This window comes from Sporosarcina luteola, assembly GCF_023715585.1.
Taxonomy (GTDB): Bacteria; Bacillota; Bacilli; order Bacillales_A; family Planococcaceae; genus Sporosarcina; species Sporosarcina luteola_D.
Genome location: NZ_JAMBOK010000001.1, coordinates 494,482 through 512,636 on the forward strand (window position 1 = coordinate 494,482; position 18,155 = coordinate 512,636).

Consider the following 18,155-nt stretch of genomic DNA (forward strand, 5'->3'; position numbering starts at 1 on the left):
TATGAAACGGATGTTTACTCCATCCTTAAGAAAAGAGATAAAGGAGGAAATGAAATGAGGTTTTTTACAGCTGGCGAGTCACATGGACCACAATTGACAGCCATTATTGAAGGATTGCCTGCTCAAATGCCATTGACGGCAGAAATGATAAACAATGAATTGAAAAGGCGTCAAGGTGGGCATGGGCGTGGCCGTCGGATGCAAATAGAAAAAGACCAGGTGCTTATCACATCCGGTGTACGTCATGGGAAGACGCTCGGGTCGCCTGTTACGCTGACTGTCGTCAATGACGACTGGAAGCATTGGACAAGAATCATGGGAGTCGAACCATTGGCGGAAGACATGAATCCTCAAGACGTCAAAAGACAGATCACAAGACCACGGCCGGGGCATGCGGATCTTGTCGGCGGCATGAAGTACGGACACCGTGATCTACGGAATGTGTTGGAACGATCCTCTGCGAGAGAGACGACGATGCGCGTGGCGGTGGGTGCTGTAGCTAAACAGTTTCTTCATCAACTAGGCATCCGGACTGTCGCTCATGTAACGGAAATCGGCGGGATTACAACCGATCCGGACGCTTATTCGGGACTTACAATGGATGAACTGCGAGTGATTGTCGAAAACGATCCAGTCTATTGCGCAGATCAGGGAGCATCAGCCCGGATGGTTGCTGCCATTGATGACATTAAAGGACGTGGAGACACGCTTGGAGGGGTCGTGGAGGTCATTGTGGAAGGATGCCCGCCAGGTATAGGAAGCTACGTACAGTTCGATCGCAAAATGGATGGAAAGCTTGCGGGAGCGATGATGAGCATCAATGCGTTCAAAGGGGTTGAATTCGGTTTGGGCTTTAAAATGGCGCAAAAACCTGGCAGTGAGGTTCATGATGAAATTGCCTGGTCAGAAGAGCTCGGCTACTACCGCAAGTCAAATCGGCTTGGTGGTCTGGAAGGCGGTATGACGACAGGCATGCCGATTGTCATCCGAGGCGTCATGAAACCGATTCCGACATTGTATAAGCCGCTTGAAAGCGTGGATATCGATACGAAAGAACCATTCGTAGCAACAATCGAAAGATCGGATCCTTGTGCGGTGCCGGCAGCTTCTGTCGTTGCGGAGCACGTTATTGCGACTGAAATGGCAAAAGCGATCATGGAGGAATTCCGTTCAGATACGATTGAAGGCTTGAAGGAAGAAATTGAACGATACCGAGACTATGTAAAGGGGTTTTGATATGGGGAAACTGACCGTTCAATTGCCCGATGCAAAATATGACGTGCATATTGGAGAACGTGTGTACGATTTGTTTTCATCCGATTATAAAGACTTGTTGCAGAGCGCCGATCGGGTAGGCATCATTGCTGACAAAAATGCCGCTGACCTGCACTTGTCCGTTCTACTCGCCGCTTTACAAAAAGCGGATGTTGCACCTCTTGTAAAGATCGTCCCTTCGGGGGAAAAATGCAAAATGCAGGAAGTCTATTTCGAATGCCAATCCTATTTAATTAATAAGAATTTCACTCGGAATTCCCTGCTCATTGCATTCGGGGGAGGGGCATGTGGGGATTTAACCGGATTCGTCGCCGCTACATACATGAGGGGGATCAGGTTTATACAATGCCCTACGACAATTCTGGCACACGATAGTGCAGTAGGCGGCAAGACCGCCATCAATCTGCCGGAAGGGAAAAACATGGTCGGCTCTTTCCATCAGCCGGCAGCGGTACTCTTCAATACTAAGTTGTTAACAACGCTGCCGCCGCGTGAAATCCGTTCTGGAATGGCGGAATTGATCAAACATGCTTTCATTTCCGATGAGAACTGGTCAGAAAAATTGCTGGAAGAAGGGACGTTTTCTAATCCGACGGAAGAGTGGTTAGCAGCAGAGCTTCTAAAAGGGATTCAAGTGAAGGCGAATATCGTTGCGGAAGATGAATTCGAGCATTCGACAAGGAAATTCCTGAACTTCGGCCATACATTCGGCCATGCTGTTGAAGCCGTTTGCGGTTTCGGAGGGTTGAGTCACGGGGAATGCGTCATGATTGGAATGGCATACAGTTTCTTACTCAGTGAACAGCATGGAACGATTGAAGCAGCTTTTACAAACAAATTCATCCTGTTTGCAAAAAACAATGGATACTCGTTTGATCCTGTAGTAGAGCATTCATTTAGCAATTTCCTTGTTTACATGGAAAAAGATAAAAAAGCCTCTTTCGGCGAAATGAATTTCGTCATGTTAGAGAAGTTGGGCAAGCCTTTTGTTAAAAAGGTTTCAGCGGCGGAATGTGAACAGGCTTTTTTTGAATTGCAGAATAGAATCGGAATGGGGGAGCGGTCATGACGGTTAGAGGAATAAGAGGGGCGACTACCGTTGTCTCAGATGAAACTGACGGGGTACTCGAAGCTACAAGAACATTGGTGCTGGAAATGGCTAGGCAAAACGGCATAGCTCCAGGCGATATTGTTTCAGTCATCGTTTCAACTACACGAGACATTGAATCGGCATTTCCTGCAAAAGCAGTCAGGACATTGGATGGATGGAAATATGTACCGGTCATGTGTACGCATGAAATGGACGTTCCGGGATCAATGCCGCTATGCATACGGATTCTTATGCATGTCAATTCTGAGACACATCAAAAGGACGTCAAGCACATTTATCAAAACGAAGCAGTGAAGTTGCGGCCAGACTTGCAAAACTAAAAATACATGTAGACCGGAGGAGTACATATGCAGTGGAAACAAGTTTTATCTACTATAAAACCTTATAAACCTGGCAGATCGACTGAAGAAGTGAAACAGGCTTATCACTTAACGAATGTCGTGAAATTGGCTTCAAATGAAAATCCTTACGGTTGCGCTTCTACAGTTGCCGAGTTTTTAAGCAGTGCCTCAATGCCGTTTGAGATCTATCCAGACGGACACGGGACAACCCTTCGTGCAAAACTGGCAGAGAAACATTGTGTTGAAGAAGCGTCGATCCTTTTCGGTAATGGTTCGGATGAAATCATTTCAATCATTTCACGTGCATTGCTTGACGAAAAAGTGCATACGATTATGCCGACTCCGTCATTTCCACAATACGCCCATAATGCTAAAATTGAAGGTGCAGATATAACGGAGATTTCTTTGAAGGATGAACATCATGACCTGAACGATTTTATCGAAGCCATTAATGAACGGACGGCAATCATTTGGGTATGCAATCCGAATAATCCGACAGGAAGTCTTATTCCAAAATCCGAACTGGAAAGCTTTTTGGAGCGGGTTCCCGAAGATATTTTAGTCGTACTGGATGAGGCTTATTTTGAATACGTAACAGATCCTGATCATGTCGATTCAGTTGCACTTCTAGATCGGTTCCCCAACATCCTGGTACTGCGTACTTTCTCGAAAGCGTATGGCTTAGCTTCCTTCAGAATGGGGTATGCGGTTGGCTCACCCGAAATCATCACTGAGCTCAATAAAGTGAGAAATCCATTCAACAACAATACGTTGGCTGTAGCAGTTGCAACAAAGGCACTGGAAGATGATGCATTCATCGATATGTGCCGGGAGTTAAATGAAAAACAGAGGAAACGTTATCGCTCTTTCGCTTCTGAAAGAGGAATCCATATGTATGATTCGGAAACAAACTTTGTATTAATGGAAGTACCCGGAGATGCTGATGAAGCAACTGAATACCTCTTACGACACGGCTATATCGTTAGAAGCGGAAATGCACTCGGAACTCCGGGATACATCAGAATTACAATCGGAACGGATGAACAGAATTCGGGATTGCTTCACGCATTCACTCTTTTATTACAAGAAAAGGTAGAAAGCAATGAATGATCATGTAGCAATTATTGGATTAGGCCTCATTGGGGGTTCTTTGGCGCTAGCATTAAAGCGCGGCGGCAACAAATTTCATATAACAGGATTTGACCGTTCATATAAAACTGCAGACGAAGCGTACCGCCGAGGCATCATTGATACGATTGCACCTTCAGCAAGAGCGGCATGTGAAAAGGCGGATTATATCATTTTTGCGACCCCTGTGAATACGACAATCGCATTGATGGAAGAAGCTTCCGAATGGACGTTTAAAGAAAATGTCATTCTCTCGGATACAGGAAGTACAAAAAATCCGATCATGCTAGCTGCCGAGGGACTTCAGGCCAAAGGAGTGACATTCATCGGCGGGCATCCGATGGCAGGTTCCCATAAAAGCGGCATCGCGGCAGCGAAAGGGCATCTGTTTGAAAATGCATATTATGTTTTGACGCCTAGCAATCGTGAGAACCCAGAACAAATTGATAGGCTGTCCAATCTATTGACGCCAACTAAAGGCAAAATCGTCATTTTGGACGCGGCTGAGCATGATCGGATGACAGCGATTGTCAGTCATTTCCCTCATATTATCGCCTCTTCACTTGTCGGCAGGCTCGCTGACCAGGAAAAAGAACAGCCATTCGTGAAAGATTTAGCTGCCGGCGGTTTCCGCGACCTTACACGGATCGCCTCAGCAGATCCGACGATGTGGCGGGACATTACAATTCAGAATCGGGATGAATTGCTTGACCAACTGGATGGCTGGTTACGGGAAATGAATTCAATCCGGACGATGATCCTTGAAAACGATCCCGACCGGATTTATGATTTCTTTTCCGATGCAAAGGAGTTCCGGGATCAATTGCCTTCCACTTTCAAAGGGGCGGTGCAAGGAGCACTGTATATGACCTTCGATTTGCATATCGATATACCTGATCATCCAGGTGTCATATCCGAAATCACAAAAATACTTGCTGATGAGCAAATCAGCATAACGAATATTCGGATCGTAGAAACGCGAACAGACGTGTACGGAATCCTTGTCATCAGTTTTCAAACGGCGGATGATCGGAAGGATGCTAGGACGATCCTTGCAAAAAAAACGGATTACAGCATGCATATTCTCTAAATAGGGAGGGCTCTTCATGATGGAAACAAAAACAGTGACATTCAACAAGCCGATAGTAAAAGGTTCTGTAAAAGTGCCGGGGGACAAATCAATTTCTCATCGTGCTATCATGTTAGGGTCTATAGCTGAGGGCCGCACGAGGATAAAAGGATTCCTCGATGGAGAAGATTGCTTACGGACAATCGAAATTTTCAAGCGATTAGGCGTCTCGATTGAGCGCAGTGGAACTGATGTCTTAATTACAAGTCCGGGGATTACGAAATGGGTCGCTCCTACTGAAGAGTTGTACGCGGGGAATTCCGGCACAACGGCCCGACTGATGCTCGGTATATTGTCGGCTTCGGCGGTCACATCCACCCTGACAGGAGACGCTTCCTTATCAAAGCGACCGATGAAAAGAGTGACCACTCCTTTGCAATTAATGGGAGCTGATATTTCAGGCGAAGAGGGGGGCGATTTCCTTCCGCTGACGGTTGTCGGTTCAACGCTTGAAGGAATTGACTATACAATGCCTGTGGCAAGTGCACAAGTGAAATCTGCAATCCTTTTTGCCGGATTAAGCGCAAAAGGAGAAACAGTGATAAGAGAAACTGCCATTTCAAGAGATCATACGGAAAGGATGCTTCAACAGTTCGGAGCTAAGCTTCTCAAGGATGGAAATACGGTACGCATCCAAGGAGGACAAGCTTTATCGGGGACGGACGTACTAGTTCCAGGTGATATTTCATCCGCGGCATTCTTCATGGCGGCGGCTGCTATGATCAAAGACAGTGAAGTGGTATTTACTAATGTCGGTCTGAATCCGACGAGAACAGGAATTATTGATGTGCTGCGTCAAATGGGTGCAGAAGTGGAAATACTTGAACATAACGGCGAAAAAGGCGAACATTATGGAGTAGTTAAAGTGGCGCATTCCCGATTGGAAGGGATAGAGATAAGCGGAGAAATCATACCGACACTTATCGATGAATTGCCGATCATCGCGTTGCTCGCAACACAAGCGACGGGAACAACAGTCATCAAGGACGCTGCTGAACTGCGCGTCAAGGAAACGGACCGCATTGCCGCCGTCACGGATGAACTGATGAAGCTCGGCGCGAAGGTGGTAGCGACAGAGGACGGGATGATCATTGAAGGACCGACTTCCCTAACAGGGGGAGAATTGAAATCCTACGGTGATCACAGGATAGGGATGATGGCTGCCATTGCGGCTTTGGTGTCAGCTGGTCCTATACACATTGAAGACCCATCCTGCATCGCGATTTCCTATCCGAACTTCTTTGAACATTTATCCCAACTCGTCAAAGCACGTAGTGAAGAATAATTTTCCTAATGTATACAACATGAAGGAACAGGTGAAAATATGATGCAGTTACATGATTTTGAAAAAGCGGTACTCGATGGTGATATCGGGCTACTAAATGATTTGATTGATCGGGTGGAAAAATCAGGGGACTTTGACTTGCTATATGAGGCTGCAGGTTTATTGGTCGATTACGGATATGTCGGACAAGCCGACCATATTTACGAAATGTTGATAACCTATATGCCTGATGAAGCTCAATTAAAGATTGACCGGGCCAACACATTGATGGAGCTTGGCGAGGAAGATGATGCATTGCTGTTGCTGTCAGAAGTGACGCAAGATCAGGAGGAGTATACCCAGGCATTGCTAGCGCTTGCTGACTATTACCAAATGATCGGCATGGCAGAGGCTGCTATTGGAAAGGTGAAAGAGGCTCTGTCGCGATCACCTCATGAGCCTGTCATCCGTTTCGCATATGCCGAATTGCTGTTAGATGCAGGGAGATATCTTGAAGCTGCAAAACTTTACACCGAACTTTACAATGAAGGCCATAATGAAATTGCTAGTACACTGATACCGCTCAGATTGGCTGAGACATATAGCGCAGGAGCTGCATATGAGGAAGCGCTGCCATATTACGAAAAACTTTTGAAAGACGATCAGCTTCCCGATACGCTATTCGGTGCAGCGTTTGCTTACTACCAGAGTAGCCAGCCGGAAAAGTCGGTGCAGTTGCTAGAACAATTGATTGAAATGGATCCTGATTACTTCTCCGCTTATATGCTTGCTGGCCAGGCGCAGTCTCAATTGGGCGACGATGAACAAGCATATGACTTGTTTGAGAAGGGCATCAAGCGGGACGAATTTGACAAAGAACTCCGCCTGTCCGCAGGTAAATCTGCATTGAAGCTCGGACTCCCCCTTGAAGCGGAAGAACATTTACAGCATGCGATTGCGCTGGATCCCGAATATATAGATGCGATCGTCACACTCGCATCCCTTTATAATCAGCAGGAAGAAGACGAAAAATTATTATCATTACTGACCGAATTGAATGAAGAGCAGATGGATATTCCATTATTGTCGGCTTTCAAAGCATATGCACTGGAAAGAGAGGAACAATATGCACATGCATACGTATCTTACAGTAAGGCATATGTTGGAATGAAGGATGATCCATCTTTTCTGGATAAATACGCTAGATTCCTTTTGGATGAAGGAAAACGTGATGAAGCTATCGAAGTAGTAAAGACGTTGGTAAAGCTAGAACAACCTGAGGAATGGACCGCTTTTCTTGAAACGTTGAATGACGAGGAGGTGTGATATGACAGCCATGATTCCTGTCGCTGCCAAAAAAGACTTCGTAAGGTGGTTTTTAAAGCGCTATAAACTGAAGCGCCGGGAATGTGTGTGGATTCTGAATTATCTTCTAAGCCATGAACAACTACTTCAAAACGTCCACTTTACGGATGAGGCACATTATTGTCCGAGGGCGATGGTGATTTCTACAATAAACTCTGAAAGCATCCCTTTCCGGTTTTACAAAGGCAATCTGATGACAGCAGATGCGGAAAAATCATTCCATGATCTCCGGCTCCATCCTGATGAAAAAATGTATATTCAGCTGAACTTTCCGAACAGCCATGCATGTCCTCAATATGCGAGCGTAAGAGAGGAAAATCCCTTCCTTCCTGCTGAGCTTCAGGTGAGTGCACGTGATCGGAAGATTGCCGAGCAGCTGCTCGAAGAAAGTGCCGCCTCTATGTCCTTGGATTTGCTTATGAGGAGGGTGGATGAAGCGCTTGATGCCAATGACCGGGAACGGTTCCTCATTCTATCGGCAATGCTGAACGACATGAAAATCACAAAAGAGTAATGACTCCGTCTTCCTGACGGAGTCATTTGTATGATATTTTTAGGAGGCTATTTAACTATGAATTGGACAGGCAAGGACATGGATACATATTTGCTTCAAAGAGAATATATCGATACGTTGGTGATACCGCTTGTAAAAGTTGAAACGAAGATGGATAATATGAAGACAAGCGCTTCTTCGACAGAATTCGTCATGCATTTGGCTTCCCTTATTGAAACACAATTCAAAGGGAGGATGATGTTTGCTCCACCTTTTGCTTACACATCGGGAACGGATCAACAACACATGGCGCAAACAACATTGCGGGAATTTTCCGCAACATCTTTCAAACATGTTTTTTTCTTGACAACGGATCATACTTGGACAGCAATGGAGTTGCCAGGACAAGTCATCTGGATGCCTTCCATCCCTCTTGAAAACATGGATGCTTCTTTACGGCAATCAATACTGGAGGATCAACTGCGCCAAGCACTCCCGAAATTTACGGAGGAATGGGCGAAACAATAATCGGTTTTCTAGGGTATGAATTCTTCACGTTGGAATAATGATCATCGGGTGGATATGAATGGGACATGTGTAAAATTCATGAAATGTTCACAATCTGTACATACAGCTGAAAGCATGATTGAATTTACATTAATATTGATATATCATAGATATGTCCTAGTATTACAATTAGTAAAAGTATGTCCGTTGGACGGAACTTGGAGTAAGAGGAGGGAAACTGATGAGCAGCAAAGTGTCTAGACGCCAATTCCTAAGCTATACATTAATGGGTGTCGGTGGATTCATGGTTTCAGCTACATTGATGCCGATGGTCCGCTTTGCGGTCGATCCAGTATTGCAACCAAAAGGTGAAGGTGATTTCATTCCGACTCCACAAAAAGTGGACGAGTTGTCTGAAACTCCTGTACGTGTTGACTTTACTATTAAAGATCGTAAAGATGCATGGTACAAATCCGATGTATCGAACACCGCTTGGGTCTATAAAGAAGGCGATACGATCATCGCGCTTTCTCCAGTCTGTAAGCACCTTGGATGCACAGTGAACTGGGAAGGCGACGAAAAGCATAAGAATGAATTCTTCTGCCCATGCCATAATGGACGTTATGAGAAAAACGGTAAAAACATACCGGGAACTCCACCACTCGGACCGCTTGATGAGTTTATGGTCGAAGTCGTGGATGGCTATGTACATCTTGGAAAGACGGTTCCAAACACATTAGTTTAATATGTAAGGGGGTACGACCGAAGTGCTGAATAAAATTTATGATTGGGTTGACGAACGGTTGGATATCACCCCGATTTGGCGTGATATCGCTGACCACGAAGTACCTGAGCACGTAAACCCTGCACATCATTTTTCTGCATTCATTTATTGTTTCGGAGGTTTGACGTTTTTCGTAACGGTCATCCAGATTCTATCAGGTATGTTCCTTACAATGTACTACACCCCGGATATTGAAAATGCATGGAAATCCGTTTACTATCTTCAAAATGAAGTTGCATTCGGTGAGATTGTGCGTGGGATGCACCACTGGGGAGCATCGCTTGTTATCGTTATGATGTTCTTGCATACACTGCGTGTATTCTTTACAGGCTCATATAAAAAGCCTCGTGAATTGAACTGGATCGTCGGCGTTTTGATCTTCGTCACGATGTTAGGTCTAGGGTTCACTGGTTACTTATTGCCTTGGGATATGAAAGCGTTGTTTGCAACAAAAGTAGGTATTGAAATTGCGGCATCGGTGCCATTCATCGGTGAGCAGATTAAAATCCTTCTAGCTGGTGACTCCACTATCCTTGGAGCTCAAACATTGACACGATTCTTTGCGATTCATGTATTTTTCCTACCTGCTGCTTTGCTTGGGTTGCTTGCGGCACACTTTATCATGATCAGAAGACAAGGAATCTCCGGTCCGCTATAAGATTCACATCGGAAACGATGTTGATTGTCTGAAACTAGAATAAGGAGGGGACAAAATGCAACGCGGAAAAGGTATGAAATTTGTTGGTGACTCGCGCATCAAAGCTGAAGGCAAGATGCCGAACGTCCCTAAAGACTACTCGGAATATCCGGGTAAAACAGAAGCTTTCTGGCCGAACTTCCTCTTGAAAGAGTGGATCATTGGTGCCATCTTCCTAATCGGATATTTAATCCTGACAGTTGCCCATCCGTCTCCGCTTGAACGTCAAGCAGACCCTACGGATACAACATACATACCGGTTCCAGACTGGTATTTCCTATCCATGTACCAATTGCTTAAGTATGAATTCGCATCCGGACCGTATAACGTCATCGGAGCGATCATCATGCCAGGCTTGGCAATCGGAGCTTTAATGCTAGTTCCTTTCATGGATACATCGAAAGAGCGTCGTCCATTTAAACGCCCTCTTCCGACTGCTTTCATGCTCCTTTCTTTCGCAGCGCTTTTCTATTTGACATGGGAATCCGTTGTGAACCATGACTGGGAAAAAGCGAAAGCACAAGGTGCGATCGTTGAAGAAGCTCAATTCGATGAGAATTCTGAAGGTTATCAGATTTACGCAGGATCTTCATGTATCGGCTGTCATGGTGACGCTTTCCAAGGTGGTTTAGGACCAGCGTTAATTGACACTGGCCATACACCAGAAGAGATTGTCGACATTGCGCATAATGGTATTGGCACAATGCCTGCAAATCAGTGGACAGGTTCAGAGGAAGAATTGCAAGTTCTTGCAGAATTCCTAGCGAACTTGAAAACAGCAGAGTAATTCAACACGAAAAAAGAGTCAGGTGACTGACTCTTTTTTTTTACAAACTATTATACATAATTACTAACATACTTGTGTTTGGGGAGATGGACATGATTTCTCTAGTCGATCGAATTTGGTTCTTGTTAACTCATAAATCATTCCTTTGGATTTTACTATTCATCAATCTGCTCGGCACAGTATACGGCTACGATTGGTATATGTGGCAGTTGAAAATAACAGAACCGAAATTTTGGATTTTCGTTCCGGACAGCCCAACGGCAAGCCTGTTTTTCACGCTTGCGATCATCGGATGGCTGATTGGCAGGAATTTCAAAATCATTGAGGCACTGGCATTGATTACACTTGTCAAATACGGTCTCTGGGCTGTTGTCATGAACCTGCTCACTATGTTGGAAAATGGCTACTTAGATCCTGTCGGTTGGATGCTGATCGGCTCCCATTTCGCAATGGCGGTCCAGGCGGTCCTCTATAGTCCTCTGTACCGTTTTGAATTAAGACATATCGTTATTGCAGCAATTTGGACATTGCACAATGATGTCATCGATTATGTATTCGGCCAAATGCCGATTTACTACGACTTGATGAAACATATGCAGCAAATTGGCTACTTTACATTCTGGCTCTCCATTGCGTGCATCGCATTGGCTTATATTCTGTGGGAGAATAGGAAAAAAAGGGTAAAAGCTATAGTGTGATAGCAAAAAGTTGCGGTTAGTTCGGGCTCATTATAAAATAGAAGTAGATAGAAAGGGAGGGGAAACATAAATGTCATTTTTGGTTTACCTGGGTATTATCATTTTGCTTCCGTTGTATGCCCAATTCAAAGTGAAAAGTACGTATAATAAATATGCGAAAGTACGCTCGACATCTGGTATGAACGGAGCACAAGTTGCACGTCTGATCCTTGATCGAAATGGTTTACAAGATGTCAAAGTCGTTGAAAGCAAAGGTTTTTTGACTGACCATTATAATCCATTAACTAAAACGGTTGCCTTATCATCCCAAAACTTCCATGAAGCTTCAGTTGCAGGTACTGCAATTGCAGCCCATGAAGTTGGACACGCGATCCAAGACGCTGAAGCTTATGCATTTTTGCGTTTCCGCCATCGCTTGGCACCCGTAGCCAATATTACATCGAATGCTTCTTGGGGATTCATTATCGCCGGTTTGATCTTTTCAAGTATGAATTCCTTACTCGGAATTGGTATCGTCTTGATGGCAGTCGGCGTTTTATTCCAAATCGTAACACTGCCGGTAGAATTCAATGCATCTAGCCGTGCAATGAACCAAATTGTTGAGCTAGGGATCATTCGTAACGAAGAAGAGCCGCACGCGAAAAAAGTATTGAGCGCTGCTGCAATGACATACGTCGCTGCCACAGCAGTAGCCGTAATGGAATTGCTCCGCCTCATTCTTATTTTTCAAAGCAGAGACTAAAACTAAAACCCGACCGCAATTGGTCGGGTTTTTACTTTAACTTTTTTTATTCTCAAGTGATGAATGAACTTTCTAAGGATTGGAGCGTAAGGCGGCGACTCCAGCGGGAACAGCGAACGCCGTTACGAAGAACGGCGTTTGCGAGCACAAGCGCAGCGTTGCGAGCAGTGTTGTTTTGCGACCCTAAGGGAGCAGGATAATGTAGGATACCTTAATTTCTGCAAAGAGCGCAGAAATACGGAAAATCGGACTCTTCGTTGTCCGATTGGCTACACCGCCCGCCCCCTGGAAAGCGTCCGCCTGCAACGGAAATCCGTTTAAACATACGGTGTTCGTCAATGATCCAAAGGCCGTTTCTGATCATCAAGTGTAAATCCTTCGCCCAACACATCATGCACATCCGTAACCGAAACAAAAGCATGCGGATCAATTGATGTAACAATATTTTTCAAACGCATCATTTCATTTCTGCCAACGACGCAATATAATATCTCACGGTCCGATTTCGTGAAATGGCCATAACCTCTGAAAACAGTGACGCCCCGATCCATTTCCAACGTGATCGACGACGCGATCTCATCCTGGGACTCCGAAATAATGAAAGCCCCTTTAGCAGCGTAAGCACCTTCTTGTACAAAATCGATGACCCTGGCGCCGACGAATAACGCGACAAGCGTGTACATCATGGACCGATGATCCAAGTAGACCGCCCAAGATAGCAAAATAACGAACGCGTCAAACATAAACATTGTCTTTCCCATGCTCCAGCCTATGTACTTATGCGCCAAACGTGCGATAATATCTACACCGCCAGTTGTTCCGCCATACCGGAAAATGATGCCGAGCCCAACTCCGATGAAAACCCCTGCAAACAGGGCGACAAGGAACATATCCCCCTCCAAGTGGATGCTGAACTGATATTTCATGAAGACTTTCAAAAAGACTGATACCGCGACTGTGCCGATAACTGTGTAAATGAAAACTTTCCTCCCGAGCAGTTTCCACCCGATGATGAACATCGGAATGTTCAACAGAAGGTTCATGATCGCGGGATCCCACTTGAAGGCAAATAGAAGGATAAGTGTGATTCCAGTGAATCCGCCTTCCGCAAGTTCATGCTGGATATTGAAATGTACAAGGCCAAAACTAAAAATGGCGGCGCCCAAAATGATAAAAAAGATATTTTTAAATTTTATTCCATTAAGCAATTGATGACCACCTTTCCTTGGTGCGCATTTACATTGTCGTTCATTACAGAAATTTTGACAATACTCCTATGAATGAATACGATAACAAATGAAGGGGACGGAAGCAAATTGGAACAAGCTAAAACGATGAAAAACCTGCAAGAAGAAGTCCATTCATACATATCGGGCTTTGAAGAAGGCTATTTCCCTCCGATGGAAATGTTGGCCAGGCTAACAGAAGAACTGGGGGAACTTTCTCGGGAAGTCCAGCATGTATACGGCATGAAGAAGAAAAAGGATAGTGAAGAAATAAAATCATTGGAAGAAGAGACAGGTGATTTGCTATTTGTTCTCGTATGTTTTGCAAATTCACAAGGCATCAGCTTAGAAGACGCACTTATGGGTGTACTGAATAAATTTAAAGAGCGCGATGCAGACCGATGGACAAAAAAGGAGGATTTTTGATGAAGATAAAAGTGGCCATTGCTGGAGCACGGGGAAGAATGGGGACTACGGCGATAGAAGCGATAGAAGCAGCAAAAGATGCAGAAGTGGTAGCTGCTCTTGATTATAAATACGATGGTTTGCATTTACATAACGGTGTTATAAATGATGAGCAACAAGGTATTCCAATCTATACATCGCTTTCACAGCTTTGTGCGGAGCTTCAACCAGCCGTACTGTTGGATGTGACTGATCCGGATGCTGTATTCAAAAATGTGAAAGATGCTTTGTCGCTAGGCGTCCATCCGGTTGTTGGGACTTCCGGCCTGACGAAGCAGGAGCTGGAAACCATTTTTGAAATGGTGGAATCGACACGTATCGGAGGAATCATCGCGCCGAATTTTTCAATCGGCGCAGTGCTCATGATGAAATTCGCAGCGCAGGCGGCCCGCTATTTAGGGGATGTGGAGATCCTGGAAATGCATCATGACCGGAAATTGGATGCCCCTTCAGGAACGGCAGTAAAAACAGCAGAGATGATAAAAGAAATCAGGCCGGCTCATATCCAAGGACATCCTGAAGAGCAAGTCCATTTGGAAGGGGCTCGCGGAGCGGATGTGGAAGGGATGAAAATCCACAGCATCCGGTTGCCTGGACTTCTTGCCCATCAGCAAGTGCTTCTCGGAGGCGAAGGGGAATTATTGACGATTCGACATGATTCATTTGATAGGAAGAGCTTTATGCCAGGCATCATGATGGCAATTCGGGAAGTAATTGGTCGGAAAGATCTTGTGTATGGCTTGGAGAATATTATCGATTAACGTTTGGTGGAAGAGGTGCAGTATATGAAAAAATTGAAAGTCGGTATAATATGTTATCCAACAGTTGGAGGTTCGGGTGTTGTCGCGACAGAACTCGGATTGAAAATGGCGGATAGGGGGCATGAAATGCATTTTATCACTTCTAGCAGGCCTTTCCGTGTCCCGGATGTCCAACCGAATATTTATTTCCACGAAGTGAAGATTGACGGGTATGCCGTTTTCAAATATCCGCCTTACGATATTGCTCTGGCGAATCGGATTGCACGGGTGATTGAAGAGGAAGGACTTGATCTTTTGCACGTCCATTACGCAGTGCCGCATGCCATTTCAGCAGCTCTGGGCAAAGATATGGCTAATTCCGACATTGGTGTCATTACGACATTGCATGGAACGGACGTCACAATTCTAGGTCATGATCCTGCTTTGAAAAACACGGTCCGTTACGGAATTGACAAATCGGATATAACGACAGCTGTTTCGGAATCACTGCGGCAGGATACGCTTTCATTAATTGAGCCTCAAAATGAAATTCTGACAATTTATAATTTCATCGATGAAGAGAAATACCGGCCGGTCGATCCGGGTTCATTAAAGAGCGATATGGGAATCCGAGATTATGAAAAGGTCATCATCCATATTTCTAACTTCCGCAGCGTCAAAAGGATAGGCGATATTATCGATAGTTTCAAACTTATCCGAAAGGACATCGATGCGAAATTATTATTGGTAGGAACGGGTCCGGAAAAGCTTGAAATGATGGAGAAGGCAAGGAAAGAAGGATTGGAAAAAGATATTATTTTCACAGGAAAACGTGATGACTTGCCGGAACTTCTAGCAATCAGCGATGTCATGTTCCTATTATCCGAGAAAGAGGCGTTCGGTCTTGTACTGCTGGAAGGATTTGCTTGCGGCGTGCCAGCGATTGCAACAAATATTGGCGGAATTCCTGAAGTGATCGAGGATGGGGATAATGGATTCCTTGTCGAGCTGGGGGACGTGGAAGCTGCAGCAATGAAAGCGAAACTGCTCCTCAAAGATCCAATCATGCATGAAAGTTTCCGCGAGAGTGCATTAAGGACAGTACATGATAAATTCAATTCTGCCTCAATTGTTCTCGAATATGAAGAACTGTACTACAGGGTGGCGGGTTTAACATGACATCGGAATTTGGAACTGCACCGAGTCGGAAAGTCGTCCGTCAATTGGAGGATGCAGGATACGAAGCGGTATTTGTAGGCGGGGCGGTCCGGGACCATTTGCTTGGCAAGGAGGCGTCCGATTTCGATATTGCCACGTCTGCGACTCCGGAAGAAGTAAAGCGGGTTTTCTCCCACACAATTGATGTCGGAATTGCACATGGCACAGTACTAGTGCTTCTGGATGACGAACCGATCGAAGTGACGACGTACCGTACGGAAAGTACATATACGGATCATAGACGACCTGATGAAGTGAAATTCGTCAGGTCTCTGATAGAGGATCTGCAGCGCCGGGATTTCACTATAAATGCTTTGGCTTTGACATTGACAGGTGAACTGATTGATCCTTTCGGAGGCATCAAAGATCTTAAGAGCCGTCGAATCCGGGCAGTCGGCAACGCAGCAGACAGATTTCATGAGGATGCGCTGCGCATGATCCGCGCTGTCCGCTTTGCTTCTGTTTTAGGGTTCGCGATCGAGCAACATACCCTACAGGCAATTGAAGATAATGCCGCTAGTATCGTTCATGTTTCCGTCGAACGAATCAAAGTGGAGATGGATAAGTTATGGAAGGGGACAGCTGCAGGAAAAGCACTTGAAATGATAGCGGATACCCGCCTATCGGAGCATATGCCCCTATTTCCGAATGATGTTCATCTGGTATCGAACTGCGCACCATATTCAACAGCGGAGCAAGGGTGGTCCGCATTAATGTTGGCCGGTCATTTTTCGGCTGGAGAGATTGCGAAGGCTTATAAACTTTCCAATCGAGAGAAGGATTTTCTGGCAGACGTCCAAAATGCGTTTGCTAACAGGCAGGCGAGTCGATTCACGGTTGATGATTATTACCGCTTTACATTGGACGTGTTGATTGCAACCGAAAAAGTTTGGCAAGCCATTTATCCATCAGAACCCGGTATTTCCATTAGAGAAATGAATCTAATGAAAGAAAGCCTCCCGATCCATTCCAAAGATGATCTTCAAGTCGACGGGAAAGACCTGATGGAGTGGACAAACCAAAGGGGCGGCAGATGGGTTGGAGAATGGATGCGGAAAATCGAACATTCGGTGCTCCATCAAATTTATCCGAACGATGCGGAAAAGATAAAGGAATGGTTTCTAAGTGAATACGAACATCAAGAGTGAATTGTTGAAAAGACTTTTTGAAGCTCAAGGAAATCCGATTTCCGGACAGGAGTTTGCGGATGAATTCGGACTGTCCAGAACAGCAATTTGGAAATATATTAGAGAGTTTGAAGAGGAAGGCTATGAAATCGCATCCATCCGTAAAAAAGGATATGTGCTTATCGCTTCGCCGGATCTCGTGAACGCCGCAAATATAAAGAAGTATTTACAGACAGCAACCTATGGCAGGAAAATCGATTATCATGTCAGTTGCGGTTCGACCCAAATACTGGCGCATGACGCTGCACAGTCAGATGCGCCCGACGGTACACTCATCGTTTCAGAGGAGCAGACTGCCGGCAAGGGGAGACTGTCCCGTCCTTGGGATTCAGCAGCCCAAAAAGGGATTTGGATGAGTTTGATCATCAGGCCTTCCCTCATGCCCCAGCAGGCTCCGCAAATGACACTTGTGGCTGCCGTCGCAATTGTTAGAGCGATTGAAAATGTCGCCGGCATTGAAGCGACGATCAAATGGCCGAATGATATATTGATCAACAACAGGAAGGTGACGGGCATACTGACTGAACTTCAATCCGAGCCCGATCGCGTAAAAGCGATTATTCTCGGAATCGGTATGAACGTCAATCAGGATAAAGATGATTTTCCATCAGAACTGATTGAGATCGCGACTTCCTTGAAGATTGCCGGCGGAAAGCACATCGATCGCGCAAAGCTGATCGCCGAAATCCTTTTCTTTATTGAATCGTATACGAAAATGTATGAGAAACACGGCTTCGGACCGATCAAATTGCTTTGGGAGGGGTATTCCAATATAGCAGGCAAGCGAATCCAGGCTGTCATGTTAAATGAAACGGTCGAAGGCACCGCCTTAGGCATTTCAGAAGAAGGGCTATTAGAACTGCGGCTCAACAACGGTACAGTTCGAGGCATCTATTCAGCGGATGTCATCCTCAAAGATTGAACTATACAAATCTTCCTTGATTTGCTATAGTTATGGCGAAGGGCAGTATCAACCGGAATTGCACCTTCAGAGCTAA

Annotated in this window: 20 protein-coding genes; 19 read left to right on the forward strand and 1 reads right to left on the reverse strand. The window is 45.2% G+C overall.

The features are described from left to right. Positions 1-54 precede the first annotated feature (54 nt). From aroC to M3193_RS02650, 14 genes are all read left to right on the forward strand, one after another. On the forward strand, positions 55-1,236 hold the full coding sequence (gene aroC / locus M3193_RS02585; protein WP_251624227.1) for a chorismate synthase: 1,182 nt from the start codon (positions 55-57) through the stop codon (positions 1,234-1,236). Between the two features lies 1 nt (position 1,237). Further along, entirely contained in the window at positions 1,238-2,344 is a 1,107-nt protein-coding gene (gene aroB / locus M3193_RS02590) for a 3-dehydroquinate synthase (protein ID WP_251624228.1), read from the forward strand. After that, complete coding sequence (aroH, locus tag M3193_RS02595; RefSeq protein ID WP_251624229.1) at positions 2,341-2,706, forward strand: chorismate mutase; 366 nt, start codon at positions 2,341-2,343, stop codon at positions 2,704-2,706. Before aroB ends, aroH begins: the two co-directional genes overlap by 4 nt. Before the next feature lie 27 nt (positions 2,707-2,733). Then, a complete protein-coding gene (gene hisC / locus M3193_RS02600; protein ID WP_251624230.1) occupies positions 2,734-3,837 on the forward strand; it encodes a histidinol-phosphate transaminase in 1,104 nt (367 codons plus the stop codon). Further along, entirely contained in the window at positions 3,830-4,945 is a 1,116-nt protein-coding gene (locus tag M3193_RS02605) for a prephenate dehydrogenase (RefSeq protein WP_251624231.1), read from the forward strand. Before hisC ends, M3193_RS02605 begins: the two co-directional genes overlap by 8 nt. 19 nt (positions 4,946-4,964) lie before the next feature. Beyond that, entirely contained in the window at positions 4,965-6,269 is a 1,305-nt protein-coding gene (aroA, locus tag M3193_RS02610) for a 3-phosphoshikimate 1-carboxyvinyltransferase (protein WP_251627191.1), read from the forward strand. A gap of 42 nt (positions 6,270-6,311) precedes the next feature. Beyond that, positions 6,312-7,574, forward strand: a complete 1,263-nt coding sequence (locus M3193_RS02615; protein ID WP_251624232.1) for a tetratricopeptide repeat protein — start codon at positions 6,312-6,314, stop codon at positions 7,572-7,574. 1 nt (position 7,575) lies between these two features. Further along, positions 7,576-8,127: a ReoY family proteolytic degradation factor gene (locus M3193_RS02620; protein ID WP_251624233.1), complete on the forward strand. Its 552-nt coding sequence runs from the start codon at positions 7,576-7,578 to the stop codon at positions 8,125-8,127. 57 nt (positions 8,128-8,184) lie between these two features. After that, complete coding sequence (locus M3193_RS02625) at positions 8,185-8,634, forward strand: DUF2487 family protein (protein ID WP_251624234.1); 450 nt, start codon at positions 8,185-8,187, stop codon at positions 8,632-8,634. A gap of 220 nt (positions 8,635-8,854) precedes the next feature. Beyond that, complete coding sequence (locus tag M3193_RS02630; RefSeq protein WP_251624235.1) at positions 8,855-9,358, forward strand: ubiquinol-cytochrome c reductase iron-sulfur subunit; 504 nt, start codon at positions 8,855-8,857, stop codon at positions 9,356-9,358. Between the two features lie 22 nt (positions 9,359-9,380). Next, the gene (gene qcrB, locus M3193_RS02635; RefSeq protein WP_060208191.1) at positions 9,381-10,055 is read left to right on the forward strand and encodes a menaquinol-cytochrome c reductase cytochrome b subunit; all 675 of its coding nucleotides are present in this window, start codon (positions 9,381-9,383) and stop codon (positions 10,053-10,055) included. Between the two features lie 55 nt (positions 10,056-10,110). Further along, positions 10,111-10,881, forward strand: a complete 771-nt coding sequence (locus tag M3193_RS02640; protein ID WP_251624236.1) for a menaquinol-cytochrome c reductase cytochrome b/c subunit — start codon at positions 10,111-10,113, stop codon at positions 10,879-10,881. Between the two features lie 92 nt (positions 10,882-10,973). Next, positions 10,974-11,579 carry a DUF1405 domain-containing protein gene (locus tag M3193_RS02645; protein WP_251624237.1) on the forward strand — a complete coding sequence of 202 codons (606 nt, stop codon included), beginning with the start codon at positions 10,974-10,976 and terminating at the stop codon, positions 11,577-11,579. A gap of 70 nt (positions 11,580-11,649) precedes the next feature. After that, positions 11,650-12,321, forward strand: coding sequence for a zinc metallopeptidase (locus M3193_RS02650; protein ID WP_251624238.1), 672 nt, complete (start codon positions 11,650-11,652; stop codon positions 12,319-12,321). A 335-nt stretch (positions 12,322-12,656) separates the two neighbouring features. On the opposite strand, the gene M3193_RS02655 is transcribed toward M3193_RS02650, so the two are convergent. Beyond that, positions 12,657-13,529 carry a YitT family protein gene (locus tag M3193_RS02655; protein ID WP_251624239.1) on the reverse strand — a complete coding sequence of 291 codons (873 nt, stop codon included), beginning with the start codon at positions 13,527-13,529 and terminating at the stop codon, positions 12,657-12,659. Between the two features lie 72 nt (positions 13,530-13,601). Here M3193_RS02655 and M3193_RS02660 point away from each other — a divergent pair, with 72 nt between their 5' ends. The 5 genes from M3193_RS02660 to M3193_RS02680 are packed head-to-tail and all read left to right on the forward strand — an operon-like array spanning position 13,602 to position 18,079. Continuing rightward, positions 13,602-13,973: a nucleotide pyrophosphohydrolase gene (locus M3193_RS02660; RefSeq protein ID WP_435372010.1), complete on the forward strand. Its 372-nt coding sequence runs from the start codon at positions 13,602-13,604 to the stop codon at positions 13,971-13,973. Continuing rightward, positions 13,973-14,773 (forward strand): 4-hydroxy-tetrahydrodipicolinate reductase, encoded by an 801-nt coding sequence (gene dapB / locus M3193_RS02665; RefSeq protein WP_251624241.1) that lies wholly within the window; start codon positions 13,973-13,975, stop codon positions 14,771-14,773. The genes M3193_RS02660 and dapB overlap by 1 nt, the downstream gene beginning before the upstream one ends. A gap of 24 nt (positions 14,774-14,797) precedes the next feature. Then, entirely contained in the window at positions 14,798-15,931 is a 1,134-nt protein-coding gene (gene bshA, locus M3193_RS02670; RefSeq protein WP_251624242.1) for an N-acetyl-alpha-D-glucosaminyl L-malate synthase BshA, read from the forward strand. Next, on the forward strand, positions 15,928-17,118 hold the full coding sequence (locus M3193_RS02675) for a CCA tRNA nucleotidyltransferase (RefSeq protein ID WP_251624243.1): 1,191 nt from the start codon (positions 15,928-15,930) through the stop codon (positions 17,116-17,118). Before bshA ends, M3193_RS02675 begins: the two co-directional genes overlap by 4 nt. Next, positions 17,096-18,079: a biotin--[acetyl-CoA-carboxylase] ligase gene (locus M3193_RS02680; protein WP_251624244.1), complete on the forward strand. Its 984-nt coding sequence runs from the start codon at positions 17,096-17,098 to the stop codon at positions 18,077-18,079. Before M3193_RS02675 ends, M3193_RS02680 begins: the two co-directional genes overlap by 23 nt. Positions 18,080-18,155 lie beyond the last annotated feature (76 nt).

Excerpts from the sequence above, each read along its gene's own strand:
- aroC (WP_251624227.1), top strand. The coding sequence starts at position 55 with ATGAGGTTTTTTACAGCTGGCGAGTCACATGGACCACAATTGACAGCC.
- aroB (WP_251624228.1), top strand. The coding sequence starts at position 1,238 with ATGGGGAAACTGACCGTTCAATTGCCCGATGCAAAATATGACGTGCAT.
- aroH (WP_251624229.1), top strand. The coding sequence starts at position 2,341 with ATGACGGTTAGAGGAATAAGAGGGGCGACTACCGTTGTCTCAGATGAA.
- hisC (WP_251624230.1), top strand. The coding sequence starts at position 2,734 with ATGCAGTGGAAACAAGTTTTATCTACTATAAAACCTTATAAACCTGGC.
- M3193_RS02605 (WP_251624231.1), top strand. The coding sequence starts at position 3,830 with ATGAATGATCATGTAGCAATTATTGGATTAGGCCTCATTGGGGGTTCT.
- aroA (WP_251627191.1), top strand. The coding sequence starts at position 4,965 with ATGGAAACAAAAACAGTGACATTCAACAAGCCGATAGTAAAAGGTTCT.
- M3193_RS02615 (WP_251624232.1), top strand. The coding sequence starts at position 6,312 with ATGCAGTTACATGATTTTGAAAAAGCGGTACTCGATGGTGATATCGGG.
- M3193_RS02620 (WP_251624233.1), top strand. The coding sequence starts at position 7,576 with ATGACAGCCATGATTCCTGTCGCTGCCAAAAAAGACTTCGTAAGGTGG.
- M3193_RS02625 (WP_251624234.1), top strand. The coding sequence starts at position 8,185 with ATGAATTGGACAGGCAAGGACATGGATACATATTTGCTTCAAAGAGAA.
- M3193_RS02630 (WP_251624235.1), top strand. The coding sequence starts at position 8,855 with ATGAGCAGCAAAGTGTCTAGACGCCAATTCCTAAGCTATACATTAATG.
- M3193_RS02640 (WP_251624236.1), top strand. The coding sequence starts at position 10,111 with ATGCAACGCGGAAAAGGTATGAAATTTGTTGGTGACTCGCGCATCAAA.
- M3193_RS02645 (WP_251624237.1), top strand. The coding sequence starts at position 10,974 with ATGATTTCTCTAGTCGATCGAATTTGGTTCTTGTTAACTCATAAATCA.
- M3193_RS02650 (WP_251624238.1), top strand. The coding sequence starts at position 11,650 with ATGTCATTTTTGGTTTACCTGGGTATTATCATTTTGCTTCCGTTGTAT.
- M3193_RS02660 (WP_435372010.1), top strand. The coding sequence starts at position 13,602 with ATGAATACGATAACAAATGAAGGGGACGGAAGCAAATTGGAACAAGCT.
- dapB (WP_251624241.1), top strand. The coding sequence starts at position 13,973 with ATGAAGATAAAAGTGGCCATTGCTGGAGCACGGGGAAGAATGGGGACT.
- bshA (WP_251624242.1), top strand. The coding sequence starts at position 14,798 with ATGAAAAAATTGAAAGTCGGTATAATATGTTATCCAACAGTTGGAGGT.
- M3193_RS02675 (WP_251624243.1), top strand. The coding sequence starts at position 15,928 with ATGACATCGGAATTTGGAACTGCACCGAGTCGGAAAGTCGTCCGTCAA.